The sequence below is a fragment of the Pseudoalteromonas tetraodonis genome, from assembly GCF_002310835.1.
Lineage (GTDB): Bacteria > Pseudomonadota > Gammaproteobacteria > Enterobacterales > Alteromonadaceae > Pseudoalteromonas > Pseudoalteromonas tetraodonis.
Map to the genome: position 1 here is coordinate 1,901,550 of NZ_CP011041.1, position 26,069 is coordinate 1,927,618.

Sequence of the window (26,069 nt, forward strand, 5' to 3'; positions counted from 1 at the left end):
AATGCGAATTTTAGTAATAGAAGATGATTTACATTTGGCAGATAATCTGCGCAATGCATTAGAAAAAGAGCGTTACAGTGTTGATTTATGTCACGATGGCGAAGCGGGCCTTTTTCATATAACAGAATACCCTTTAGACATGGCAGTGGTTGATTTAGGCCTGCCTAAAATAGATGGCATAGAGCTTATAAACAAAGCCCGCGCCCAAGGGATCACTATCCCTATTTTAATTTTAACGGCGCGCGATCGCTGGCAAGACAAAGTTGAAGGCCTCGATGCGGGCGCTGACGACTACCTAACTAAGCCATTTCATGTTGAAGAACTCATTGCTCGCTGTAATGCGCTTATTCGTCGAAGTGCAGGTAAAGCAAACCCAGAAATGACAGCCGGCCCTATCAAAATTCATACGCGTTCACAACAAGTGTGGGTAAACGACAAAGAGCTAAGCTTAACCGCATACGAATATAAAGTACTTGAATACTTAATGGTTAACCCGCAAAAAGTAATTTCAAAGTCTGAGTTAACAGAACATATTTATGACCAAGATTTCGATCTTGATTCAAACGTCATTGAAGTGTTTGTATTGCGTTTACGTAAAAAGCTCGACCCTGACGGTGTGCTTAACCCAGTCGAAACACTACGTGGGCGTGGTTACAGGCTTAAAAGCCAGTGGTAGCACCGCAAATTTCGTTAAAAATAAGGCAAGGATTTATCCTTGTCTTTGTTTTATTAGTTGCCTTACCTATTTTGTTTTACTCCATAGGTAAGGCGTATTACGCGTCACTTGTTGATGCCACCGAAAAAAACCTCGAAGCGCACCTGTATTCACTCATCTCCGAGGTTGATTTTACCGAGCGCGGTATTATCATGCCCAGCTCTATCTTAACGCCCGAACTCAATAACCTAAACTCAGACACCTACGCCATGATTTACCGTGACGATGTGCCTATTTGGCATTCTGAGTCGGCGGTTAACGTTAACTTTGTTCCCCAATATATAGAGCCCAAAGCCGGTGCTGCAGACTTTAGACGCGTGGTTTATAACAACACCGCCTATTGGCAGTTAAGCTTAACGGTCATTCTTAATAATATTGACCAATCAGAGCAAGCACGATTTATTTTATTAAAACGCAACGATGCCCTACTGCGTTTAATGGACGGGTTTAAACAAACCTTAGTCGATTGGATGTTTATAATGGGGATTGCTATAGCAGGGTTAATGGCTATTGGTTTTATTTGGAGTGCAAGGCCGCTGCAGCGCCTAGATAAAGAAATAAAAGCTATTGAATCAGGCGATATTCAAGAAATTAAAGGCTTATACCCCGTTGAACTACAAACAATAAAAGCCGACCTCAACCTATTGTTAGAGTCGCAGCAGCGCCAAAAAGAGCGCTACCGCGCCTCACTCAGCGATTTAGCACATGCACTTAAAACGCCCCTAGCTGTATTAAAATCAAGCCCACTGGCCAACGATGCCGACGCACAAGAACAACTCGACCGAATTAATGTGATGATCGAGCACCAATTAAAACGTGCTGCTACTGGGGCTTCCGATACATGGAAAAAGCAAACCCCCATCAAACCGGTTATCGACTCTATCTTAAGTGCAATGGGTAAGGTTTATCGCGATAAAGACATCATATTTAATTGCAAAGTGAGTGATAAAGATTACTTTTTAGGCGATAAAACCGATTTAATGGAGTTATTAGGTAACTTAATAGATAATGCCTGCAAAGCCTGTCGCTCCCAAGTCAGTATTGACGTTTCACAAGCTAAAACGCTCAGCATTAGTATTTGTGATGACGGCCCGGGTATTCAACCAGATAAACGCGAGTCATTGCTTCAACGCGGTACGCGCCTTGATACTTACGAGAGTGGCCATGGTGTTGGCATGGCGATTGTATCTGACTTGGTGAAGTCGTATCACGGGTTGTTAACTATTTCTCAGTCGCAAAGTTTGGGCGGCGCAAAATTTATTCTCGAGTTTAATTACCATGAAAAAAAATAACTATATTCTTTGTTTTACTCTAGCTCTGTTATTTTCTTGGGCTGTTCCAAGCGTTGCAGCGCCGCTTGAATGCACACTTGAAAAAAACGCCCTACCCGTACAAATCAAAGCATATACACAATGTTTAGATGCCAAATTAAATAGAGTACAGCAAGAACAAGATAGCTGGATCCAAAAGCGTACCTTTGAACTATCTGCATTAGAAAGCGAAACCGGCAACACCCAAATTTTGTCATTATTTAAACTAAGTATTAACGCTAAAGACAATTACATTCAAAGAAGTTGCCAATGGCGCTACATGCTAAAACAACCTAATGCACAACAAGCCGTTGTTACCTACAAAGAATGTGAAATAGCCATGACCGAGCAATTTATTCAGCAGCTTAAAACGGCTCTTTAATTAGCTCATAGGTAAGCGATGTGTGCTGTGGCTTGGTAATTTAGAGTTCAGTTTATTAGTGTTTTAAAAAGTGCAGCCTCAAAGGCTGCATTTTTGTTAGTTTTTATACTTTGTTATGTGATTACTCTGACCATACCGCAAATTCATTTCCATTAGGGTCGCTAAAGTGAAATCGTCTACCACCGGGAAATGAAAATGTAGGCTTAATTATTTTGCCTCCAGCTTTTTCAATTTTATTTTGAGTCGCTTCAAGGTCATTACTGTATAACACAATTAACGGGCTTCCGTTTTTAGTAGAAACAACTAAATCAGATTTAAAGAAACCACCATCAACCCCTTGCGCGGTAAAACTACAATATTCTGGGCCATAATCTACAAATGACCAGCCAAACACCGTACTGAAGAAAGCCTTTGTAGCTGCAATATTTTGTGCAGGAATTTCAATATAGTTAATTTTATTATTTTGAGTCATTTTAGTTTTTTACCCTTATTCTAGTTTGTATTATTTGCGACTTGAACTAGTAATAAATAAAGATAGCAGCAAAAGCATAAACAGCTGATAAAGTTTAATAAGAATGCGCTTAGACACTATTTATAATTTATACTGAATAAAACCCACTTAGAAAGCATTTGAAAGTACAAAATTAAGGGCTGATTTAATATTAATTATCGTTATTCATACGTTTCTTTTGTTTATTTTCACTAGATCGCACAACCATTCCGTTAAGGATATGAAAAAAAAGAACATAAACAACCCGACGCACCAAGTTACAAAAACCCAAATTGACGGTTTGAGCTCATACCAGCCTTGAATATTAATCGTGGCAAAGTAAAACATCCCTAACGAAATAAATGGCAGAATAAACAAAGAGTAAAAAGCTCCCGTAACAGCATGCAGTAATATTTTCTCACGAATACTTGAGCTATTAGATCCCAAATTCACAATTCCAAAAACACATTGTGTAGCGATAAACAGGCAACAAACCTGTAAAAAGGTCCAGCCTAAAGCTGCCAGAATAGCAACTAACTGAATGTATATTCCCTCACTCATCTTATCCTATTAACGAATACTGGCTTTAGCGAAACATGCATCAACTTTACTCTGTTGTTAATTGTTCTTCATAAAAGGATTATTTTCAGACATAAACTCTATCAATCATTCTCACTGATAAATTAGTCCTGTCATTTTTATCTTTTAAAAAGTTTTATAGTTTAATTTTCTTGGTTAACTTTAGTGGCATCAATGTCGTTTTAAGTTAACAGAACAAGTGCGGAAATTTAATTACTGCCAACCACACTATGTTTAAATATTGCCTTAGTCGTCTGAGACTTAAGTGAAATTACTTCAGCTTCTGAAAAATTAGGAACGATCTTGCTACTAATCTAATGATTTCTTCCTGAGCACCATACTTTCAACCATTGCGATGAGAACAAAAACAAACCCAGAATCCGATAAAAAATAAGTCGAGTTTTCAATACAGACTGCCACGTATACTTGCACCAATAATATTACAATATCGATCCTGATAGCCGTTGCTCTATTTCTTTTTAACTTAACTAAGATGAAGTAAAGATAACAACATCTAAAAAAAGATATAAACATAAAAAACAAAACTAATATCACTCTTCATCTCCATTGAAACAGAACTACTTGTACTTAAATTTGATTTGCATCATAAACGATCATGGGGACGGTTGCTGTTTGTAATGTCTTGCCGCACTGCATAGAAAGATTAACAAAGATTGTTTAAGTCTATAAAATATCAACACTTTTAATGGGTGTTTTCTATTTTTTGTTTTAAATTGGGTGTCTACATTATTTTTATTGAATAATAAGCTCATGGGCTAAAATCCGAGCGAAGCGAGTCAACCCACGTGTTAGCGTCCCAGCGACCAAATGGAGCCACAACAGCGTTTTGTTAGCTGCTCAGCTGCGTGATATGCAACAGTTCACCCACTGGCCCCCATAAATAAAAGATCTTACCCCAAGCTTCTTGTTGGATTGGGGTAATCTTTGTTTTGTGTTCGGATTTAGAGCATAACTCATATGCTTCGTAGATGTCTGAAACGCAGATTTGCAACATAAAATTTTTGGCAAAATCTTCATTGTAAAAGCGCTGCAAAAAGAAAAGACAATCACCGTTTTCAAAAAGTGTGAGATCGTCGGTTACGTACTCTGATTTAAATCCAATTTCCAAGTAGAAAGACTTTGAAATTTCGAAGTCCTTACTTGGGATAAATGTTTTTATATCTATTACATCCATGATTCTTTCCAAAAGCAGCTAACAATTTTATATTGCGCGACTCGCGTATATCTCTACCAGCGCTGCGCTTATTTTTTCTACTACATATAGTTTTAACAAATTAGCTAACACATTGCTATCATTAAGTTTTATTCTTTTAAGTAGTGCTAATTAGCATACTATACGCGCGTCGCTCATTTTCCTGAGTATGAGTGCACACTAAAGCTTACTCACTCAGCCCATAAAACGTTTTGACAAATCTGCATAAAAACCACAAACTACCTACCAGTAGATTGATTTAGCTAAAGTGATTTTAAAATGCATAAACCTGTGGTTATTATTGGTGGTGGCTTAGCGGGCTTATATGCCGCTTACAACCTAAAAAAGCGAAATATTCCGTTTTTATTATTAGAAGCCAAAGCCAATTTGGGTGGCCGAATTGCCTCTCACTTTTTGGCAACTAACAACATCATTGGCCATGATTTGGGCCCTACCTGGATATTTCCGCACCAGCCTAATATTCAACAGTTAGTTGCTGCTTTAAACATCCCTGTGTTTGAGCAATACACCCAAGGCGATGTGTTGTATCAAGCATCGCATACTGCCCCTGCCCAGCAAATTGCAGGGGCGGGTGAAATGCAGCTATTTAGAATACAAAACGGCATGACCCAGCTTATTAATGCGCTTTATCAGCAGCTTGACCCAAACACCGTTAAATTAGAGCACGCTGTTAGCGAAGTAAAAAAGCTCTCCGATGGCTGGCATATAAGCGCTAATTACCAAGGGAGTACGCAGCACTTTACTTGCGATCAGTTACTGTTTGCGTTACCCCCTAGAATGATCGGCCAGCATTTAACCCCGCATTTATGGGCTGATAATGTTTTAACTCAGCGTTTAACGTCGGTGCCGACGTGGATGGCTGGCCAAGCAAAATTTGTTGCCACCTTTGAGCACGCTTTTTGGCGAGATAAAAACTTATCTGGGCAATGTTTTAGCCGTGTTGGCCCGTTAGTAGAAATACATGATGCGTCAGCAAGTGATCATGCTCACCCTGCTCTATTTGGCTTTATTGGCGTGCCTTACTTACAGCGAAGTCAAGTAACTCGCGAGCAATTAACCCAAGCCTGCCTTGATCAGCTTGGCTATTTTTATGGTGAGCAGGCTTATACTGCCACTGATTGCATTTTAAAAGATTGGGCTGAGGATGAATTTGTGGCCAACAAAGATGACCAACTAGGTGTATCGCAGCATCCTGAATTTAATTTTTCAGGGCTTAGCGAGCAACTCAAACAGTTAAAAGTGCATTTTGTGGGCAGTGAGTTTGCAAAGCAGGAGGCTGGCTATTTAGAGGGGGCTATAAACGCCGTAGATAGCGCCTTAGCTAATTTAATAAATACTTAATAATGTTAAAGGCGTGCTTAGGCACGCCTTTGTAAGGTATTAGTCTTCTGATTTAATGACGGTTTCTTCACCTGTGCCAAGCATAGTGGCTAACCAACGCCCTTCGTCACTGGCTTCTAGCGCTATTTTTACAATCATAGTTAACGGCACCGATAACAACATTCCCACAGAGCCTAATAGCCAACCCCAAAATATTAACGATAAAAATACCACTAACGTAGAGAGCCCTAACCCTTTACCCATGTATTTAGGCTCTACAATATTACCCATTACGGTATTTATAGTTAAATAACCCGCACCAACGAGGCCTGCCACTAAAGGACCTTGAGTAATAAGCGCCAGTAACAGTGCTGGAACAGCCGCTATGATTGAACCAATGTTAGGAATGTAATTAAGCATAAATGCCAGTACGCCCCAAAGTACAAAGTAATCAACATCGAGTATCCATAAGTAAAAACCAGCAATTACACCGGTGGCTAAACTTACTAGGGTTTTAATAGCCAAATAAGAGTTGATAGAGTCTAAAAAGCGGTCAATTTGCTTAATTTTACTATCGGGGTCGTCTAGTGCTAAATGTATTTTTTTACCAAGTATGGGCCCTTCAAACAGCATAAAAACAACCGTTAAAATAATTAAAAACATATTGGCCATTACGCTACCTAAGCCGGTTAACATATTGGTGGCAACATCAACCATTTTACCGGGGTCGAACATAGACAAAATTTGTTCTTTATTAATTAATATATTGTATTGCGACGCCATATCAACCAGCCATACAAATTCTTCTTTTAACTGTGCTTTGTATTCAGGTAACTGCTTTGAAAAGTCATTAACCGACTGCCCCACTAAACCGCCTAAGCTAACACCTAAGCCCATAATAATAAGCACCACAAGCACCACCGCTATGCCTTTTGGAATACGGTAGCGAGCAAAAAAATTAATGAGTGGGCTACAAATAATGGCGATGAATGCTGCCAAAATAAACGGAATAACAATAGCACTTGCGGCTTTAATGCCCGCCAATACAATAACCAACGCTGCAAAAATAATTAAGCTTTTATTTACCCCAGTTAAACTTGCCAATACTCTTATCCTATTGCTGTTATTTGGCTTCAGTGTAAGGCAAAACCCAATAGAATGAAATATTTATGGGTGATCATAATAATGATTAGTACGTATAAATTTGCAAATCGTTGAGCTGGGGAGTATAAATTTTAAACATCCCGCTTTATTTATAATTTTGGAGTTGCAATGCATATATTTTTTACAGGCGCCACGGGCTTAATTGGTAGGCACCTTTGCCCTTTCTTGTTGCACCACCACGACATTACGGTACTAAGTAGAAACCCAACCAAAGCTAAAGTTTTGTTAGGCCACAGAGTAAATGCTGTTAGCAGCTTAGACGATGTCGATTTTAATACGGTCGATATTGTCATTAATTTAGCCGGCGAACCTATCGTTAATAAACGCTGGAGTGATAAACAAAAAGCAAAAATACGCGATAGCCGAATTATTATTACCCAAGCCATAAGCGATGCAATTAATCAGTGTCATACACCGCCACATACGTTTATTTCAGGCAGTGCAATAGGCTATTATGGTCGCCAAGGTAAAACCCAAGTTGATGAAAACAACACAGAACCACACGATGAATTTAGTCACCAACTTTGCAGGGATTGGGAACTCGCTGCATTAAAAGCTGAGTCTGACGATACTCGTGTTTGCTTACTTCGCACAGGCATTGTACTGGCTAAAAAAGGCGGCGCACTTGGAAAAATGTTGCCTGCATTTAAGCTTTGTTTAGGCGGGCCAATTGGCAATGGCGAGCAAGGTATGTCGTGGATCCACATTGATGACATGGTGCAGCTCATTTTATTTTTGATTCGTAATCAAGATATCTCTGGTGCTGTAAATGCCACTGCCCCGCATCCGGTAAGCAATAAACAATTTAGCCAATCATTGGGTAAAGCATTGTCACGCCCTGCCTTTATGCCCATGCCTGCAGCTGTGCTCAATGTTTTAATGGGAGAAATGGCAGATCTACTCACAACCGGCCAATTTGTGGTGCCTAAAAAAGCATTAGAAAATAATTACCGTTTTCACTTTTCTGAAATCGATGCCGCATTAAAAAGTTTAGTTTAACGACTGACCTTAAAGGGTTAAGTTTGTAGCAAGGGAGTATAAAGTTAATACTTTTTACTCCCTTGCTATTTTAGTGTTACTACCTAATAATGAGTTAAGCGTTATTTCTTATTCAGCTAAAAGAGCAACTAAAACATGCTTCATTTACCCACATTAATTAGCCTCTGTTTTATTCTTAACTTGTTTATTGCAGTGTTCTTTTTTTCAGTGTATTCATATAAAAAACAACCTAGCTTTTTATTTTTTGCTACTGCCTGCTGCTCGTTTATAACCGCTATTGCCCTGATTGGTTTGAGAGGAGTGATTGACTATCCACTTTTAACTTACTTTTTTGCTTACCTATTTATTATTTTAACCCCACTCCTGCTTATTTTAGGGTTAATACCACAAAGTACGGTGCCTGCAGTGAAGCTAACGCCTTTATATTATGCTTGTGCTATATGTTGCACATTGCTACTTGCTGTGTATCTCATTGATGCGGGACAAATTATTACCAGTATCATTACTACCGTACTATTTAGCTACGCGGCCTATTTAATGATCAAAACCCCCAGTGTTGCTAAAGTACAGCAACGACTACTAATTGCCTGCTTTTCACTACACAGTGTAGTAATGCTGTTGCAAGTTGTACTCCTTGTTTTACCCTACTTTAGCCAAATTAGTCAGGCGAACTTAGCCGCAGGGTTACAACTATTATTGGTCTCGCATTTATTTTTAACCACAGCCAGTGCGTTAATTCTGCCGTTTATTGCTTTTGCCAATGAAGAATCAAAACTAATAAACTTAGCTAATCACGATCCGCTCACACAATTATTAAACAGGCGAGGCTTTTTCCGCCTGTGTAAAAAAATAACCCACACTGCACCACTTAACAGCAGAGTGTCGTTAATTATGCTCGATATCGATCTTTTTAAACAAGTGAACGACCGATATGGTCATGAAACTGGCGACGAAGCAATAAAGTGGATTGCACAACATATTAACGAATTGTTTTTTGAAGCAGGCATTACCGCTCGAATTGGCGGAGAAGAGTTTGCTATTTTCCTTAATCAAAAAAATCTTACTCAAGCAAGGCAGTTAGCCCAAAAGCTATGCAGAAGTATTGATCAATATCCCTTTTATTTTAACGGTAATAGTATTGCACTGTCTGTTAGTGCTGGAGTAAGTAGCGCACTTATTCGCGATTTAAATATGCAAGAGCTGCTATTGCAAGCTGATAAACGCCTTTACCTTGCTAAAGAAACGGGCCGAAATAAAGTTGTTACTCATGATGAAAAAAGCGCGCTCATGAATAGCCACTCTGCCATTATTTAATTTAGCAATAAAAAAAGCGGGGTCAAACCTGACCCCGCTTTATAATCAAACCAATTAATTTTATTACTTACTGATCCAAGGCGTTACTTTAACTACCTCGTTTATATCAGCCAATACTTTTGTGTCGTTTTGCCAGCTGTCTGTTACTTCAAAATAACATACTGATTCTTCGCATGTTATGCGCTCATCATCAAATTGTTTAGGCGCATTAAAAGTAACAACCACCCCTTTTTGCTCAGGCAGTAAAAACCACATTAGTTTGCTAACAAAAAAGCCCGACAAGTCTGTTAAAAGCGCTTCAAGCTCATTATTAATGGTTAATAATGATTGCTTTGAAAAGGTTAGCCCTTCTAGCTCGTTGGCCTCTATTTGGAGCTTTAACTGACAATCATGAATCGGATTTTTAGGCTGAACCACAATCACCGCTTTGTCAGTATCGAGCTGCTTATCATACGGTAATAACAGTTGCGCTTTGTCAGTGTAATTAAGCGGGTACTCATTTTTTTCAGTTAAAATAGTCCCGCTTTTGATACTACATACTTCGTTAGTACCAATATCGCTAATATAAAAGTTTACGCGGGCGTACTGAAAATCGCCTTTGTTTACTACTTTTAAACGGTCGTAAAAACCGTCATACGACATAACAAACTCTTTAGCATAGGTGTTATTTGCCGCTATTGCTAAAAAGCAGGTCGCTATAGTCGTAACTAATTTTAATACTGGTTTATTCATCAAAGTACGCTCGGTTTTGATTGATCATCGTATTTAGCTCTTCAATATACGCTTCACCACGCTCTGAGTAGGACATCAGCCCAAGGGTTAGCTTAGTCGCCTTAATTGGCTTTTGCTGTGCGCGTAAATCTTCACGTATACTGCGTAATTGTTTATAGGCATTATGCGTATTAATATTTCTAAAATATGACGTTACAGCAGCGCGAACCGATTTAAATGCAGCCACTTCATGCTCGGCTTCATTATTACGTCTTCTTGGCACCATGCCACAGCCTTTTTTGTAGCACCATTGGCCAAAAAAGTTTAAGCCTATTCGGGCAAAGCGTGAGGTACCCCATGCCGACTCATTAGCAGCTTGCATTAGGGCAAGTTCTTTAGGAATAATATCTACACGGCGCAGCGCTTGAGTTAGTGTAAGCGTGTCTAAGGTTTCAGGTAAGCGGTATAATTTAAGTATTTTTTTAATATCGCTCGCTTGTTTTTTACTTAACGGCTCGTCGTGTTCTAGCATCATGCGCGCAATTTCAATGTTTGCACGTTGCTGTAAAATCTTTTTGTTTTCGGCTTCTACATGGGGCTTAATGAAGTTAAAAAACGCATGCTTTTTCTCTTTTACATCGGTGTATTCTGAGAATTTTGGCAACTTAACATTGTGCAATGGTTTTTCTTTCTTCTTTTCTTTTTTAATGTCGTCAGCACGTGTTTGTTCATCTGAAACAAACTCATCAGTTTGTATAAATGGATGAGTAAGTGCCCAAATAACAAGGGCGGCTAACAACAACTGAAAAATAGTTTTTAACATGTATTATCTCAATTAAACTCTAAGTTATGTATGGTGTAGTCACATACATACGAACACTCATTATACCTAAGCCACTTTATAAACGCGAATACCGAACAACTGAATAAAATTCATACGCCTATTGTGAGTTATTTATAATATACTAAGCGTTAAAGTCGTAGATATAGAGATAGGTTGTGACATGGATAAACAGTGGCAAAATAGAATAATTGAACAATATAAGCACCGCCCAAACGATAACCGCTCTCCTTGGCAAATAGACCGCTCTCGAATTATTCATGCTGCAGCATTTAGACGCCTTCAAGCCAAAACTCAAATAATGGGTATTGGTTTAAATGACTTTTATCGCACACGTCTTACCCATTCTTTAGAAGTATCGCAAATAGGCACGGGCATATTACGTCACTTAAAAGCCCAGCACCCTCGTTTTGAACATTTTCCATCAACCGGATTACTCGAAACCTTATGTTTAGCGCACGACATCGGCCATCCCCCCTTTGGGCACGGCGGAGAAATTGCACTTAACTACATGATGCGTGATCATGGCGGGTTTGAAGGTAACGCACAAACGCTACGAATAGTCGCCAAACTAGAGCCTTATAGTAATGGCTATGGCATGAACTTAACAAGGCGCACATTATTAGGGTTTATAAAGTACCCTGGTTTTATCGATCAGTTGTGGTACAACATTCCCAAAGTAGATAAACAACGCGCGTTTATAAAAGCCGACGACTGGCGACCTGCTAAAGGTATTTACAATGACGATGCACCTATATTTAATTGGATCATTGAACCACTGAGTCAAAATGATAAAGCATTATTAACCAGCCAAAATATTGTAGATTCATACCGAGCTAAAACACGCTATAAATCTCTCGATAGTGCCATTATGGAACTGGCTGATGACATTGCCTATGCCGTACACGACCTTGAAGATGCCATAGCCACCGATGTGTTAAGCCTAGACGATTGGTTAACCCATGCATTGCCGCACTTACAAGCACTCAACTATGATTGGTTAAATACGCTACTTAAATCACTTACAGAGCGATTATTTTCAAGGCACGAACATGAACGCAAAGATGCCATTGGTGAATTAGTAAATACCTTTATTATTCATATTCATTTAGACATACAAAACGATGCCTTTGAATGCCCTATTTTAAAGCACACCGCTAAATTAGATCAGCAATACGAAAACGTATTACAAATACTTAAACATTTTGTATTTCAACGCTTGATACGCGATCCACAAATGCAACAAATAGAATTTAAAGGGCAGAACCTGCTTATTGAACTGTTTACCGCATTTGCCAGCGATCCAATGCGGTTATTACCCGAAACCACGCAAGCACTTTACCTAGAAGCCGAAAAACACCATCAAGGCATGCGAATTATTTGTGACTACTTAAGCGGTATGAGTGACGAATACGCTTATAAAACTTATCAACGGTTGTTCTCTCCCATACAATAAAGTAGTGAGCATAAAAAAAAGCCGAGTCATTTAAGTAACTCGGCTTTTCGTTAGCTTATAAAGTCACATTAAAGTGATTTAATGCCCATGTTGTAAAGCGTAAAACCGTACATGTCGGCATAAAGGTCAATAATTTTACTTGTTGGCGTACCCGCACCGTGGCCTGCATTGGTTTCAATACGAATAAGCGTTGGATTAGTGCCCGCTTGGTTCGCTTGAAGCTCTGCTGCAAATTTAAATGAATGCGACGGTACAACGCGGTCATCATGATCGCCTGTAGTGATCATAGTCGCCGGATATTCAACCCCTGCTTTTACATTATGAATTGGCGAGTAGCCTTTTAAGTAATCAAACATTTCTTTACTTTGGTCGCTAGTACCGTAATCGTATGCCCAGCCAGCGCCCGCTGTAAAAGTATGATAACGCAGCATATCCAGTACACCTACCGCAGGTAGCGCCACTTGAAATAAGTCAGGTCGCTGGGTCATTACGGCACCGACTAATAACCCGCCGTTTGAACCACCTCGCAGTGCTAGGCGCTTTTTAGAGGTGTATTTTTTATCTTGTAAGTATTGTGCGGCGGCAATAAAGTCGTCAAATACGTTTTGCTTTTGCAATTGCGTACCCGCTTTATGCCACTCTTTACCATACTCACCGCCACCACGAATGTTTGCCACTGCGTATACGCCGCCTTGCTCAAGCCAAGCCGCTGTTGTAGAGCTAAAGCGAGGTGTTAAGCTTATATTAAAGCCACCATAGCCATATAAAATAGTTGGGTTGCTACCGTCTAATTTAATATCACTTTTGTAAGTAATAATCATCGGTACTTTAGTGCCATCTTTAGAGGTATAAAATACTTGCTCAGAGGTGTAGTTGTCGCTATTAAAATCAATCCCTGACTTACGATATACTTTAGACTCACCACTTTGTACGTCAAAACTGTAAGTCGTGCCAGGTGTTTTGTAGTTAGTAAATGAGTAATAAAGCGTAGTTTGCTCTTTTTTACCGCCAAAGCCACTCGCTGTACCAACACCTGGTAAGCTAATTTCGCGGATCAATTCGCCTTTTTTGTTGTACTGTTTCACTTTAGAAATAGCATCAACCATGTAGTTGGCAAAAAACGTATTTCCGCCAAGCGTTACATTAAGTACGTTTTCGGTTTCTGGAATAAAGTCTTGCCAGTTTTCAGGTTGCGGGTTGCTTGCATCAACCGTCACTACTTTTTTATTCGGAGCATTTAAGTTAGTAACCAAAAATAGCTTGCTGCCTTCGTTATCAATCACACTGGTATCAGAGTCGGTATTACCCACTACGGTAACAAACTCGCTATCTGGCTTAGTTAAATCTTTAATAAATAACTTATTGCCTGAGGTCGATACGCTAGCACTAATAAACAAATAACGGCCATCTTTGGTCGCTTTGGCGCCTACATAACGGTGTTTTTGCTCAGCGGTATCGCCAAATACTAGCGTATCCTCGCTTTGGGCTTGGCCTAATTTATGGTAGTACACTTTATGTTGATCAGTTTTTGCAGAAAGCTCACTGCCCTCTGGCTTATCGTAGCTTGAATAATAAAAACCATCATTTGCCAACCAACTTACGCCACTAAATTTAACATCAACCAGTGCTTGCTCTACTTGCTCTTTGGTTTCGGTGTCTATAACAATGATTTTACGCCAATCACTGCCACCTTCCGATATTTGGTATGCTAACAATGAGCCATCTTCTGAAAATGATAAGCCCGACATTGAAGTGGTACCATCTTCACTAAAGGTATTAGGATCTAAGAAAATCTCAGCCTCGCCGCCGTCTTTACTGCGGTATAAAACGTACTGATTTTGCAGGCCATCATTTTTGTAAAAATAGGTGTAATCACCTTCGGTGAACGGCGCGCTGATTTTTTCGTAGTTCATTAACTTTTCAAGGCGCTGCTTTAACGTATCTCTGTACGGTATTTGCTCTAAATATGAAAAGGTTAGGTTATTTTGTGTTTTAACCCATTGAGCCGTTTCATCACTCATATCATCTTCTAACCAACGATACGGATCAGCCACATTTTCACCAAAGTAAGTGTCAACCACTGTGCCTTTTTTAGTTTCAGGGTAATCTAGAGAGTTAACTGCTTTCATTGCTGTTTTTACTTCATTTTGAGAGGTGTTTTCTGCAGGTTGTGAACAACCCGCAAGTGCGATTACAACCGCACAGGTAAGTGTTTTTTTTAGCATTGTTATTTTATTTCCTTGTTGATAATCACTCTAAGTTATTAACTTTTCCTGCTTTTGTCTATTAAGATGCGGTAAACGTCATTTATCGCTGTTAACCTGCGCTTAGTTACGCTTAAATACATTAATGAACAACGTTTAAACACCAATAGGCTAAGTAATGACAGAAACCCAATCCTTTAAAAGCTTTAAACGCTTTTACCCTTATTACTTAAAAGAGCATCGTAATCAAACCTGCCGTAGATTGCATTTTATAGGCAGTAGTTTAGTACTGTTACTGGCAGGTTATGCGTTTTTTAGCTCACAACTTATGTTGTTATGGTTATTACCAGTGATTGGTTATGGCTTTGCGTGGGTTGGGCATTTCTTTTTTGAAAAAAACCGCCCTGCTACATTTAAGCACCCGTTATATAGTTTATGGGGCGATTGGGTAATGTTTAAAGATATGCTCACAGGTAAAATTAAATGGTAAATGGCGACTTACGCTACAGGCTACTCAAATAGTCCACCTGCTGCTGTAAATAAATTGTAGATTGAATGTAATTCAATTGACCTTGGTTGTAAAAATGGTCTACCTTGACAACAGAAATTTCAATTAGTTCATTAACAATTGAATTACCTGTAGAGCATTGAATGAGGGAAACTAATCATGCAACTAAAACAGCTATTTACAGCAAAAAAAACCATTACACTCAGTGTTGCCGCTGCACTACTTGGCTCGTGGTCGGTAAATGCCGCACAGCAAGAAACACAAGCAGAAGAAAATATTGAACAAATTAGTGTAATTGGCTCTCGCCGACTCGGCCGCACAGTTGAAGACAGCCCAGTTCCGATTGATATCATTAGCGGTGATGCCCTAAAAAGTTCAGGGCAAACTGAAACCAATGCACTACTGAGCACTTTATTACCAAGCTTTAATTTCCCTCAGCCATCAATCACCGATGGCAGCGACCATGTGCGCCCCGCTCAACTGCGTGGCTTAGCACCTGATCACACCTTAGTGCTCGTAAATGGTAAACGTCGCCATAGTAATGCACTGCTTAATTTAAATGGTTCAACCGGTCGTGGGTCATCATCGGTTGATTTAAACGCTATTCCAGCCAATGCCATTGAGCGAATAGAAGTATTGCGCGATGGTGCCGCTGCGCAATATGGCTCAGACGCCATTGCCGGTGTGATTAATATTGTCCTTAAAAGTAATAGCAGTGGCGGCAGCCTAGGTGCTGTATATGGAGCAAACATCACCGAAATGCAGGGTGTGCCTCAACTAGAATCCGTTTCTGAAGATGCCAATGGCAACTTAGCCTTTAATGAAGGCAGCGACCGTTCGCTTACCGACGGCCACACCTTAACCCTGCAAGGTAATATGGGGTTTGAATTGGGCGATAACGGCTTTTTAAGTATTTCTACTGAATATCGCGACCGTAGCTCAACGAATCGCTCTGATTATGACCAGCGCGAAAATTACGCCCGCCTACCTGATGGCTCTCTTGATCCGCGTGAGTTCACATGGGATCGTTACAATCATAACTTTGGTAATGGCACCGTTGAAGACTTCGCGCTGTTTTATAATGCCGGTTATCAGTTAACTAACGATGCCGAGCTTTACTCGTTTGGCTCTTACAGCAAGCGTGAAGGCGAAGGCGGTGGTTTTTATCGTCGCGCACAAGACAGCCGTAACGTAACAGATATTTATCCTGATGGCTTTTTACCGGTGATCACCTCAGATATTGACGATTTTTCATTAGCACTTGGCGTAAAAGGTTTTGCTAATGAATGGAATTACGACGCTTCTGCTGTATACGGCCAAGATGCCTTTAACTTTGGTGTTATTGATAGCTTAAACACCTCATATGGACCTAGCAGTCAAACCAGTTTTGATGCCGGTACACTTACCTACGATCAGCTGACTATTAATCTTGATTTTAGCCGCGAGATTGATGCAGACTTTTTAGCTAGCGGAATTAACGTCGCAGTGGGCGCTGAGTATCGTCGTGAAGGCTACGAAATTCAGGCAGGCGAAGAAGCCTCATACGCACAAGGCACTTTTGGCCCTGGTGGCGCAGTAACCGACCCAGTTAATGGCCCATTTGGCTCTGCAGGTTCGCAAGTATTCCCAGGTTTCACACCTGAGTCTGCGGGTGATAACAGCCGCCATAATGTTAGCCTTTACATTGATTTAGAAGCCTTTATTACAGATAACTGGAACGTTGCCGTCGCTGCGCGTTACGAAGACTACTCTGATTTTGGCGATACGCTTAATGGTAAAATTGCCACACGTTATACGCTAACAGAAGATTTAGCATTACGCGGCTCTGTATCAACCGGCTTTAGAGCGCCCTCTCTGCAACAGCAATATTTTACTTCAGTGGCCACCGTGTTTGTTGATGGTATTCCAACACAAACAGGGACGTTTGCCCCAAGTAGTGATGTAGCCGTTGCATTGGGATCACCGGGCTTAGATGCAGAAGAAGCCACCAACTACGGGGTAGGTTTTACCTGGTCAACCGACTTTAATTTCAGCTTATCTGTGGATTATTACCAAATATTAATTGATGACCGTATTGTGTTATCAAATAACCTGTCGGGTGCAGGTGTAGCAAGCTTACTTGAGGGCACTGGAGCTAACCAAGGGCGGTTTTTCTTAAACGCGATTGATAGCAAAACCCGTGGCGTTGATGTGGTTGCCTCTTACAACCTAATGACCGATAACTACGGTGATGTAGCATTTAATTTAGGCTATAACTACGGCAAAAACGAAGTGACTAATATTATTGCCCCACCCGCTGAGCTACAAAGCGTAGGTGTTGAACAAGATAATTTGTTCTCGGGTAATGAACTGCGTCGTTTTGAAGTAAGTACCCCGCGTAACAAATACAACCTAAGCGCTACATGGACACTAAACGAATGGCGTACCACACTTCGCAGCACTCGCTATGGTGAAACACAAGACCCATCAGAAATTCCAGAGCGTAACGAAGTGCTCAAGCCAAAGTGGATCACCGACTTAGATGTTGCTTATGCACTTAATAACAACATTACTCTGAGCTTAGGCGCGAATAATGTGTTTGATGTATACCCAGATCCAACTCGGGATTTAGTGAGCGATGTAACCACTTTCTCTCGTTTGTTCTCTTACTCGGGCTTTTCGCCATTTGGTTTTAATGGCCGCTATGTTTACGGCAAAGTTGAAATGAAATTTTAAGCTGCAGCTAAAAACAAAAAGCCACACTATTTAGTGTGGCTTTTTAATGAATTTGAACCCGATTAGATTTTAGTTAACCAACCGTGTGTATCTTCACTTTTACCCCATTGAATATCGTTCAATGCTTGGCGTAAACGTGCTGTTGTTGGTCCTGGTTCACCATTACCCACTTTGTATTCTTTATCGTTATGGATAAACGTACCTACTGGTGTTAATACTGCTGCAGTGCCTGAAAGTGCTGCTTCAGTGCCTGGTTTTGCTGCACGCTCTAAAAGCTCAGTTACGGTAAAGTTACGCTCGCTTACCGTCATTCCTAAATCTTTCGCAATGGTTAAAATACTATTACGAGTAACACCATGTAAAAAGGTGCTGTCGAGTGCTTTAGTAATGATTTCGTTGCCATCAATTAATATGAAGTTGGCCGCGCCGGTTTCTTGCACATCGCCACCTGGGCAAAATAAAATTTGGTCGGCTTTATATTTAGTGCGCGCTGCTGATATTGGGCCAAGCGCGCTAGCATAGTTACCACCGCTTTTAATCATACCCATATGCGGGGCACAGCGCATGCCGTCTTCTTCTAATAAAACACGTAACGCGGTAGCACCACCTGAAAAGTAGTCACCCACTGGCGATAATAACGTATAAAGCAATGAGCTCATTGAAGGCGCAGCCGCTTTGCCAATGGCAGCTTCAGTACCAATGTGGGTTGGGCGAATATACATAGAACCAGGAGGAAGCGGCGTTTCATCGGCGTATTCACGAACAATATCGATGATCATTGTTTTTAGCATCTCGCCATCAACCGCTGGTAAACTTAATAATTCAGAACTTTGCTGCATACGCGCAATATTTGCATCCATTCTAAAAATATTTACCGAACCATCTTCATGGCGAAAGGCTTTTAAACCTTCAAAACATGTACTTGAATAATGAAGAACGTGTGCACCTGCATGCAACTCAAGCTTATCGCAAGGAACAATTGAGCTTTCGCCCCACTGATTGTCAGAAAACTTAGCTTGAATCATCTGCGGCATAAACACAGTACCAAATGCGGCCATTTTTATTCTCTCTTGTGTGGTCTATTTTTCTCCATTGTATGACAACCCGCTACTATTTAACCATAGCAAAACAGGCTGTTTTTAAATTAATTAGACGAATTTTTTGCATGTACTGATGATTATTTAATCAAAAAAGCACTTGCTAACTCTTTAATGCAATAATCAGCTAACAATTTAAGGCTAGCTGATTATTTAATGCATACATTATAGTAGCGGCTATTTTATTAACCTCTATTTAAATGAATAACGAAATATACGTTTTAACACCGAGGTATATTGGTGAAAAAAACCGCCGGTGTTGTATGCAATGCCCTGCTTTTGTAAAGCAGCTTGCACTTGTGGTGCTATTTCTTGGTAGCGTGACGATGGCATATCAGGAAATAAGTGGTGTTCAATTTGAAAACTTAAATGCCCCGTTAAAATATGAAACCAACGCGCCCCTTTAATGTTTGACGACCCAAGCGCTTGGCGATAATACCACTGACCCTGGCTTTCGTTTTCACAATCTTGCTCGTAAAAGGTATGCGTTTGCTCGGTAAAATGGCCACAAAAAATAATGGTTGATGTCCATAAATTACGAATTAGGTTCGCCAATAAGTTACCGCTTAGCACCCATAAAAACAGAGGCCCCGCTAAAAGTGGAAACAGCACATAGTCTTTAATTAATTGGCGCGCCCCTTTACTAAAAAAGCGTTTTTTTAACGTACTATGCGCTACAGCCCCTTTGCGGTTTGGCTTCTTTTTACCTATAAACACACGCTCACCCGCCAGCTCATGGTACGACACGCCCCACTGAAATAGCACACTTAAATTTAAATAGGTAATAAACTGCCAAGTATTTTTTAAACGCCATTTAAAGTCATTACTTAATCTTAATAAGCCATAACCAAAATCGCGGTCTTTGCCAATAATATTAGTGTAAGTATGGTGCTCAAAATTGTGTACTCGGTTCCAACTTTGGCCGTCGCAGGCTATATCCCACTCGTATGTTTTTGAATTAAGCTGTTTGTCGTTCATCCAATCGTATTGACCATGCATTACATTGTGGCCAATTTCCATGTTGTCGAGAATTTTAGCCAAAGCCAGTAACAACACACCCGCCACCCACAATAAAGGCTGTACAAAACCAAGCATTAATAAAATGCGCCCACCTATTTCGCACAGTCGCTGCTTGCGGACAATAGAGCGTATATAATTAGCATCCTTTTGCCCTACTTTGGCAAACGTCGACATTTTTATGCCATCTAAATCTTCGGCTAATTGTTGATAATTTATGGTTGTCATAGCTGTAACTCCAAATCACTGACCGCTTGGCTAACACACAGTTGAATTAACTGCTCGCCGTTATCTGATAACTCACCGGTTTTTAAATTGCGCACCACGCCCGTTTTTTTAATGCACTGGCATTGATGACAAATACCAATCCCACACCCTCGCTGCACAGGTAGTTTTTTTGCCTCAAACTGAGTTAACAACACCTCATTCGCTGCTACGTCGTGGTGATCATTATTAATTTTTACAGTAAATTGACTGTCATCATTTAAGCTTGGCAATGCAAGGCCAAAGGCTTCTTGGTAATAGGTTAAATGATGCTGGTTTGCAAAATGTGCAATTTTTTGCATAAACGCTGCTGGCCCACAGCAGTAAATATCAGGATTGTCATCGATGTTTATATGCGTAGTTAATTGCGGGCTCATATCGCGAGTGAGTAACAAGTAAGAAAAATGCGCATAACGCTCTGCTAATGCGGCAAGTTCTTCAACGCATTGGTGCTCATTAGCTTTTGCAAAATACAGTAATTTGATAGTGTGCTGAGTATTTGCTAATTGCTGGCTAAGCATTGCCAGCATAGGTGTAATACCCGAGCCACCAGCAACAAAGGTGCTGGCTTTATGCCAGCTTTTAAATACAAAGTCGCCACTTGGCGCAGAAATATTACACCACGACGGCGCCTTTAATGTGCTTTGCAACTGAGCTGTAAAACGTCCTTGCTCATTGGTTTTAATTAAAACTCGCAGCAATCCGGTTGCTTTGTATTGCGCGGGGCTGCAAGCAATCGTAAATACACGGGTAAGCAAACGCCCGTTGAGCTCAAGCGTTAAACTAATATACTGGCCCGCAATGTGGGCGCGCCACTGTTTATTGGGTTTAAGCGTTACACTTAAAAACTGACCACTCAACGCGTGTACATCAACAATTTGCGCACGAAAAAAGCCGGCTCGCCATGCAGGTTTAACGACCTGTATTAAAGGCTCTATGTAAGCGGCAAAGCTTTGATGGTGTAAAAACCATTTTGAAAATTGGTCTAATACCGAAGTTAGCATGGTTATTAATTCTCTACTTAAATCGACTACCCATCACTTTGTGTTAAGCGAATTCAAGCAAACACATGTGCTGGGCTTTAAATATTTGAGCCTACACGTGTAAGCTCAACTTTCAGCGCACAAGTGTACGCTCGAATTTTTAAATTTCAACCCTAATAGAGTAATTATTCAATTTTTTTAAAGCGGTCTTTAATTCCTATACCCGTAAAGTTAGTTAAACACCTGAGGGACATAAACAAGCTCATTAAGCTAAAAACCAACATTAAAGCGGTTAAATAGCGTGCAATTTCATTCATCCCAAATACTTAACACTGTGATCAATAGCGTGCTAAGGTAGTTAAAATTTAGTTAATTTTGGAAGCCATTATGAACAAAGTAACAACGCGTAAAAAATTTTCTACACTCGCCACAGCCAGTTGTGCATTGGCATTTTCGGCGCTTACCAGCCTTAGTGCTCATGCAGTTGATTTTAAAGAACTGGATAAATTAGCGCTTAATGTAAAACCGGTCACTGTTGCCCAAGGGATTTCTATTCCCTGGGCTATTGAGGCTCTACCAAACGGTGATTTATTAATAACCGAGCGCAGTGGCACCTTATATTTATTGCGTAAAAATACCACCAGCTTAACTAAAATTTCTGGGCTACCTAAAATTGATGCCAACGGCCAAGGCGGCCTACTTGATTTAGAGCTGCATCCTGATTTTGCTAATAATCAATGGCTGTATATCACTTACTCAAGCAGTGAAGGTGACGGTGCTGGCAGTAACACCGCACTTATGCGCGCAAAATTAAGTAACGATCACAGCCAATTACGCGAGCCACAACAATTATACAAAGGCGAGCATAATTCTAAAAAAGGCCAGCACTACGGCAGCCGTATTGTGTTTGATAACCAAAATTATGTGTATTTTTCGATTGGCGATCGCGGCTCGCGAGATATTAACCCACAAGATTTAAGCCGCGATGGCGGTAAAATTTATCGTTTACACGACGATGGTAAAATTCCAACCGACAACCCATTTGTAAAACAAAAAGACGCAAAATCAGCGATTTGGTCTTACGGGCATCGTAACCCACAAGGCATGTGGTTCGATGGTGAAAATAATGTATTTTGGGCACACGAACACGGCCCCCGTGGCGGCGATGAGCTTAATATGATTAAGCCTAAAACTAACTACGGCTGGCCAGTGGTAAGCTATGGTATTAACTACAGTGGCACCTCGTTTACCGATTTAACTGAAAAATCAGGCATGCAAGCGCCCACATTACAATGGACACCCTCTATTGCTCCTTCAGACATGCTGCTCGTAAAAGGTGACAAGTATCCTGAGCTTAAAGGAAAATTTTTACTCGCTTCAATGAAATACGCGTTTATTAGCGTACTTGAAATAGCAGATGACAATGTCGTTAAACAAAGTAAATTACTGGAAGGCATTGGTCGTATTCGCAGTCTAGCACAAGGTGATGATGGCACTATTTACTTAGGATTGGACGGCCAAGGCATTATGCGCCTTGACCCACAATAATCTTTTAATACGCTAATTACAGTAACAGCAAACTTTTTGCGTCTTCACTGCGTATTGTTAATGTAACTAGCTAATAAACAACGAGGGTGTTGATGTTTTCATTTTTAAAGCCAGATCCAATCAAAAAATTACGTAAAGAATACGACGCAAAATTAGAACAAGGCATGCAAGCGCAAAGAAAAGGCGATATAAAAAGCTACGCTATGTTAACCGACGAGGCTGAAAAAATTTGGAATGAAATAGAAGCGCTCGAAGCAAAAAAGGCCAAGTAACATTAAACTAAATAAGTTTAAACCTATCCCCCGCATTAACAGTGCGGGGTTTTTATTTCCCCGACTAAATAACTTCGATAAACATTTACCCAACTAAGTAAAATTAAATACACTTCTTATAAGTTCACTTTGCATTTCCCCCATCACGTTATTACAGCCCTATTGGTGCGACACTCAAAAGCCATTTTATTTCTCGCATAATCAGTTGTTTACATTAAAGTTAATTAGTGGAATTATTAACCAATAATTACTTTCCTCTGTTTGAGGGATATCCACTTTTAGGTCACGGGGTATTTATGGAATTTAAGCAAGCACAAAAAGACATGGATCTCGCCTATTTTGGTGGCGCAACAGGTGTTGTTATTTCTGGGTTAGTTTGGTGTTTTGCTGGTTTAATTGCAGTACTGTATTCAACTAAAGCGAGTATGCTTACCCTGTTTATTGGTGGTATGTTTATACACCCGCTGGCTATGTTGCTATCAAAAGTACTTAAGCGCCCTGGACAACATGACTCCACAAACCCATTAGGCAAACTTGCTTTAGAAAGTACCGTTATTTTATTTGTTGGTTTTTTCCTCGCCTTCTATGTTTCTAAGCTGCATCTGCAATGGTTTTATCCAATAATGCTGTTGGCAATGGGTGTGCGTTATTTAATTTTTAATACTTTATATGGTGCAAAAGTTTATTGGCTTTTAGGTGCTGTGCTTATGCTAGCGGGAGTAGTTTGTATATTATTAAATGCTAACTTCGTCATTGGTGCTTTTGTTGGCGGCATAACAGAAGTTATATTTTCTATTGTGATCTTCAATAAATCAAAAGAGTCAGCAGTAAAAGCCTCGTAGCGAATTGTTATCTAAAAGGAAAGTTACAGATAAAGATACTCTTAGCTTAACACTATGCATCATTAACTTTAACGTCTCCATTATTTAAAAAATAGAAGTACACTGTCAGCACAAATTTAACTTAAATTTTTGCTAACAGTCCACTAATTCTCAGGCTATTTATATTCTACCTTGGCGGTTAAGCGATTAAATAAACTAGGGAAAAACCGTTTTATAAACGGTGCCCAACCACTTAACCCTTGGCCAACCACTACTTCGTCTTTTTTATTGTAAATTGCGGTGATCATTTTTGACGCAGCCACATTAACGTTCATACCATTTTCTATAGAGGGTTCAGGCTTATTTTGTGCCTCTCCCTGCTCGTTTAATGAGTTATGGGCAATAGCCGTTTTAATGGAGCCGGGGCAAATAGTTAAGCAATGTATATTGTGCTGCGCGACTTCGGCGCGTAAGCAATCCATAAAGCCTACTACAGCGTATTTACTGCCTGAATAACCCGTTCTAAACTTAGAGCCCACTTTGCCTGCCACGCTACTAATAGCCACTACAGAACCACTTTTTCGCGCCACCATTGAAGGTAGCACTGCTTTAGTGAGTGCAATTAAACCAAAGTAATTTACTTCCATGAGTTGGCGGTACACTTTAAAGTCGTTTTCTAAAAATAAACTACGCTGCGAAATTCCGCCGTTATTAATTAAAATATCAATCGGGCCTAAGCTATCTATTTGCGCTGATACATCCTGCAGTACGATTTCGGGCTTTGATAAATCAAGCGGTATTACCCGATGCCCTTGCCCTTTTAACTGTTCTTTTATCTCGTTGAGTTTATCAACGTTACGCGCTGATAAAATAACCTTCGCACCTTGCTCTGCAAATTGTTTTGCAAGCTCTTCACCAATACCTGATGATGCACCGGTGATCCATACTGTTTTATTGTTATAATCCATGGTTTACCTTATAGTCTTTGACTGATTATGCTTTAGTTGGGCCCGCTATTTCATTAACTTGCTGTTCTAAATTTTTATAAAAGCCCATTAAAAATAACAGCTCTGCGGTGACATACAAAGGGCCAATAATTAAACCCACTAAATCATCAACAAAGGCGGGCTTTTTGCCTTCAAAATAATGACCAATAAACTGTAACACCCAGCCAAATACAAACACACCCACACCAATCGTCAGCCAAGACGTAAAGGGCATTGCGGCGATAGGCTGCGCTGCCACTAACAATAAAGTAAAAATGATGCCCATGATTAAACCTAGCGAAAAGCTCAGCATAAAATAGTAAACCACACTGGCAAGGACAAAAAGCTGCGCCCCATCGACATTAAAACTCCCTAGAGTAATTTCAACACGCGCCAGTAAGCACAATGCCGCAAATACAATCAGTGGAATACCAAAAAAGTGAGTTAATACGTTACGCTTTGAACGATGATACAAGCCATACTGGCCAAGTTGTTGTTGTAGAGTTTTCATAGGTTGATCCCGTTGTTATTTTTATAAGCAAAGTTCACCTTATAAAAAAGTGCGCACAATAACAACAAATACCGATGGTTATAAATTAAAAGGCTAACTAATGGCTCTCTAATTGGGTATTGATGTAAACTATTTAAAATAAATGTTTAACTGTTGGCCCTTGTAATATAAGGAAATCATCATGTTATTAAAAGCTCTAGCCATAGGCTTATTACTTGCTTTAGGCGAGATAATTAATGGCAACATTCGGGTGCGAGTTCTGCATCAATTATATGGGCAACGACGCGCTAAAACACTTAGTTTACTCTCAGGCATCGCCATTATTTTTGCTATAGCTTGGTTAGCCCTGCCATGGGTTGCCCCTAAAAATTACCTAGATTGTTTTAAATTAGGCTTAATGTGGCTAATAATAATGCTTAGTTTAGATATTTTTGTGGGTAGGTATTTATTTAAATATAAGTGGCAGAGAATTTTTGATGACTTTAATCTCTTTAAAGGCAACTTGCTTAGTGTAGGCATGTTGATACTTTTTATATGCCCAAGCTTGGTTTTTTGGTTGCAGATGAAAGTTATGGTTTAGATCACTGCTCTAAAAGCGCAGCGTCTCTTCGCTCTCTTTGTGTATTAA

24 protein-coding genes are annotated in these 26,069 nt (G+C 40.0%); 13 read left to right on the forward strand and 11 right to left on the reverse strand.

The window, feature by feature from the left end:
• Position 1: 1 nt before the first annotated feature.
• From PTET_RS08785 to PTET_RS08795, 3 genes are read left to right on the forward strand one after another with little or no spacing between them, the layout of a single operon-like run.
• Positions 2-676: a response regulator transcription factor gene (locus PTET_RS08785; protein WP_008109187.1), complete on the forward strand. Its 675-nt coding sequence runs from the start codon at positions 2-4 to the stop codon at positions 674-676.
• Positions 670-2,007, forward strand: coding sequence for an ATP-binding protein (locus PTET_RS08790; RefSeq protein ID WP_036954518.1), 1,338 nt, complete (start codon positions 670-672; stop codon positions 2,005-2,007). The genes PTET_RS08785 and PTET_RS08790 overlap by 7 nt, the downstream gene beginning before the upstream one ends.
• Positions 1,994-2,407, forward strand: a complete 414-nt coding sequence (locus PTET_RS08795) for a hypothetical protein (RefSeq protein ID WP_096038489.1) — start codon at positions 1,994-1,996, stop codon at positions 2,405-2,407. Before PTET_RS08790 ends, PTET_RS08795 begins: the two co-directional genes overlap by 14 nt.
• A 121-nt stretch (positions 2,408-2,528) precedes the next feature.
• Here the strand turns inward: PTET_RS08795 and PTET_RS08800 are convergent, their stop codons facing one another.
• Both PTET_RS08800 and PTET_RS08810 read right to left on the reverse strand, forming a co-directional pair.
• Positions 2,529-2,879 carry a VOC family protein gene (locus PTET_RS08800; RefSeq protein WP_013465093.1) on the reverse strand — a complete coding sequence of 117 codons (351 nt, stop codon included), beginning with the start codon at positions 2,877-2,879 and terminating at the stop codon, positions 2,529-2,531.
• A gap of 1,447 nt (positions 2,880-4,326) precedes the next feature.
• Positions 4,327-4,671, reverse strand: coding sequence for a VOC family protein (locus tag PTET_RS08810; protein WP_036954510.1), 345 nt, complete (start codon positions 4,669-4,671; stop codon positions 4,327-4,329).
• A 297-nt stretch (positions 4,672-4,968) separates the two neighbouring features.
• Here PTET_RS08810 and PTET_RS08815 point away from each other — a divergent pair, with 297 nt between their 5' ends.
• The gene (locus PTET_RS08815; RefSeq protein WP_096038490.1) at positions 4,969-6,051 is read left to right on the forward strand and encodes a flavin monoamine oxidase family protein; all 1,083 of its coding nucleotides are present in this window, start codon (positions 4,969-4,971) and stop codon (positions 6,049-6,051) included.
• A 39-nt stretch (positions 6,052-6,090) separates the two neighbouring features.
• On the opposite strand, the gene PTET_RS08820 is transcribed toward PTET_RS08815, so the two are convergent.
• Positions 6,091-7,134 carry an AI-2E family transporter gene (locus PTET_RS08820; protein WP_013465095.1) on the reverse strand — a complete coding sequence of 348 codons (1,044 nt, stop codon included), beginning with the start codon at positions 7,132-7,134 and terminating at the stop codon, positions 6,091-6,093.
• Positions 7,135-7,302: 168 nt separating this feature from the next.
• Between PTET_RS08820 and PTET_RS08825 the strand changes: the two genes are divergently transcribed.
• On the forward strand, positions 7,303-8,193 hold the full coding sequence (locus tag PTET_RS08825; protein WP_036954506.1) for a TIGR01777 family oxidoreductase: 891 nt from the start codon (positions 7,303-7,305) through the stop codon (positions 8,191-8,193).
• A gap of 135 nt (positions 8,194-8,328) precedes the next feature.
• Positions 8,329-9,507 carry a GGDEF domain-containing protein gene (locus tag PTET_RS08830; RefSeq protein ID WP_096038491.1) on the forward strand — a complete coding sequence of 393 codons (1,179 nt, stop codon included), beginning with the start codon at positions 8,329-8,331 and terminating at the stop codon, positions 9,505-9,507.
• Positions 9,508-9,570: 63 nt separating this feature from the next.
• Here PTET_RS08830 and PTET_RS08835 read toward each other — a convergent pair whose 3' ends face one another.
• Complete coding sequence (locus PTET_RS08835) at positions 9,571-10,239, reverse strand: DUF2987 domain-containing protein (RefSeq protein WP_016900395.1); 669 nt, start codon at positions 10,237-10,239, stop codon at positions 9,571-9,573.
• Entirely contained in the window at positions 10,232-11,041 is an 810-nt protein-coding gene (locus tag PTET_RS08840) for a glucosaminidase domain-containing protein (protein ID WP_013465099.1), read from the reverse strand. The genes PTET_RS08835 and PTET_RS08840 overlap by 8 nt, the downstream gene beginning before the upstream one ends.
• Positions 11,042-11,222: 181 nt before the next feature.
• On the opposite strand from PTET_RS08840, the gene PTET_RS08845 reads away from it, so the two are divergent.
• Positions 11,223-12,515, forward strand: a complete 1,293-nt coding sequence (locus PTET_RS08845; protein WP_096038492.1) for an anti-phage deoxyguanosine triphosphatase — start codon at positions 11,223-11,225, stop codon at positions 12,513-12,515.
• Positions 12,516-12,583: 68 nt separating this feature from the next.
• On the opposite strand, the gene PTET_RS08850 is transcribed toward PTET_RS08845, so the two are convergent.
• On the reverse strand, positions 12,584-14,740 hold the full coding sequence (locus tag PTET_RS08850; RefSeq protein ID WP_096038493.1) for a prolyl oligopeptidase family serine peptidase: 2,157 nt from the start codon (positions 14,738-14,740) through the stop codon (positions 12,584-12,586).
• 157 nt (positions 14,741-14,897) lie between these two features.
• Here PTET_RS08850 and PTET_RS08855 point away from each other — a divergent pair, with 157 nt between their 5' ends.
• Complete coding sequence (locus PTET_RS08855) at positions 14,898-15,209, forward strand: DUF962 domain-containing protein (protein ID WP_013465102.1); 312 nt, start codon at positions 14,898-14,900, stop codon at positions 15,207-15,209.
• 177 nt (positions 15,210-15,386) lie between these two features.
• Positions 15,387-17,942, forward strand: a complete 2,556-nt coding sequence (locus PTET_RS08860) for a TonB-dependent receptor plug domain-containing protein (protein ID WP_096038494.1) — start codon at positions 15,387-15,389, stop codon at positions 17,940-17,942.
• 62 nt (positions 17,943-18,004) lie between these two features.
• Here the strand turns inward: PTET_RS08860 and PTET_RS08865 are convergent, their stop codons facing one another.
• The 3 genes from PTET_RS08865 to PTET_RS08875 form a co-directional block, all read right to left on the reverse strand.
• Positions 18,005-19,006, reverse strand: coding sequence for a branched-chain amino acid aminotransferase (locus PTET_RS08865; RefSeq protein WP_288369064.1), 1,002 nt, complete (start codon positions 19,004-19,006; stop codon positions 18,005-18,007).
• 225 nt (positions 19,007-19,231) lie between these two features.
• Entirely contained in the window at positions 19,232-20,284 is a 1,053-nt protein-coding gene (locus PTET_RS08870) for a fatty acid desaturase family protein (protein ID WP_036954487.1), read from the reverse strand.
• Entirely contained in the window at positions 20,281-21,324 is a 1,044-nt protein-coding gene (locus tag PTET_RS08875) for a flavin reductase family protein (RefSeq protein ID WP_096038495.1), read from the reverse strand. The genes PTET_RS08870 and PTET_RS08875 overlap by 4 nt, the downstream gene beginning before the upstream one ends.
• Before the next feature lie 366 nt (positions 21,325-21,690).
• On the opposite strand from PTET_RS08875, the gene PTET_RS08880 reads away from it, so the two are divergent.
• The 3 genes from PTET_RS08880 (at position 21,691) to PTET_RS08890 (ending at position 23,965) form a co-directional block, all read left to right on the forward strand.
• Positions 21,691-22,851, forward strand: a complete 1,161-nt coding sequence (locus PTET_RS08880) for a PQQ-dependent sugar dehydrogenase (protein WP_096038496.1) — start codon at positions 21,691-21,693, stop codon at positions 22,849-22,851.
• A 92-nt stretch (positions 22,852-22,943) separates the two neighbouring features.
• Complete coding sequence (locus tag PTET_RS08885) at positions 22,944-23,123, forward strand: DUF6435 family protein (RefSeq protein ID WP_010390276.1); 180 nt, start codon at positions 22,944-22,946, stop codon at positions 23,121-23,123.
• A gap of 296 nt (positions 23,124-23,419) precedes the next feature.
• On the forward strand, positions 23,420-23,965 hold the full coding sequence (locus PTET_RS08890; protein ID WP_024603118.1) for a DUF7010 family protein: 546 nt from the start codon (positions 23,420-23,422) through the stop codon (positions 23,963-23,965).
• Positions 23,966-24,120: 155 nt separating this feature from the next.
• Here the strand turns inward: PTET_RS08890 and PTET_RS08895 are convergent, their stop codons facing one another.
• Both PTET_RS08895 and PTET_RS08900 read right to left on the reverse strand, forming a co-directional pair.
• The gene (locus PTET_RS08895; RefSeq protein WP_096038497.1) at positions 24,121-24,912 is read right to left on the reverse strand and encodes an SDR family oxidoreductase; all 792 of its coding nucleotides are present in this window, start codon (positions 24,910-24,912) and stop codon (positions 24,121-24,123) included.
• A 25-nt stretch (positions 24,913-24,937) separates the two neighbouring features.
• Complete coding sequence (locus PTET_RS08900) at positions 24,938-25,441, reverse strand: Mpo1 family 2-hydroxy fatty acid dioxygenase (RefSeq protein WP_096038498.1); 504 nt, start codon at positions 25,439-25,441, stop codon at positions 24,938-24,940.
• A gap of 181 nt (positions 25,442-25,622) precedes the next feature.
• On the opposite strand from PTET_RS08900, the gene PTET_RS08905 reads away from it, so the two are divergent.
• A complete protein-coding gene (locus tag PTET_RS08905; RefSeq protein ID WP_096038499.1) occupies positions 25,623-26,021 on the forward strand; it encodes a hypothetical protein in 399 nt (132 codons plus the stop codon).
• The last annotated feature ends 48 nt before the right edge of the window (positions 26,022-26,069 follow it).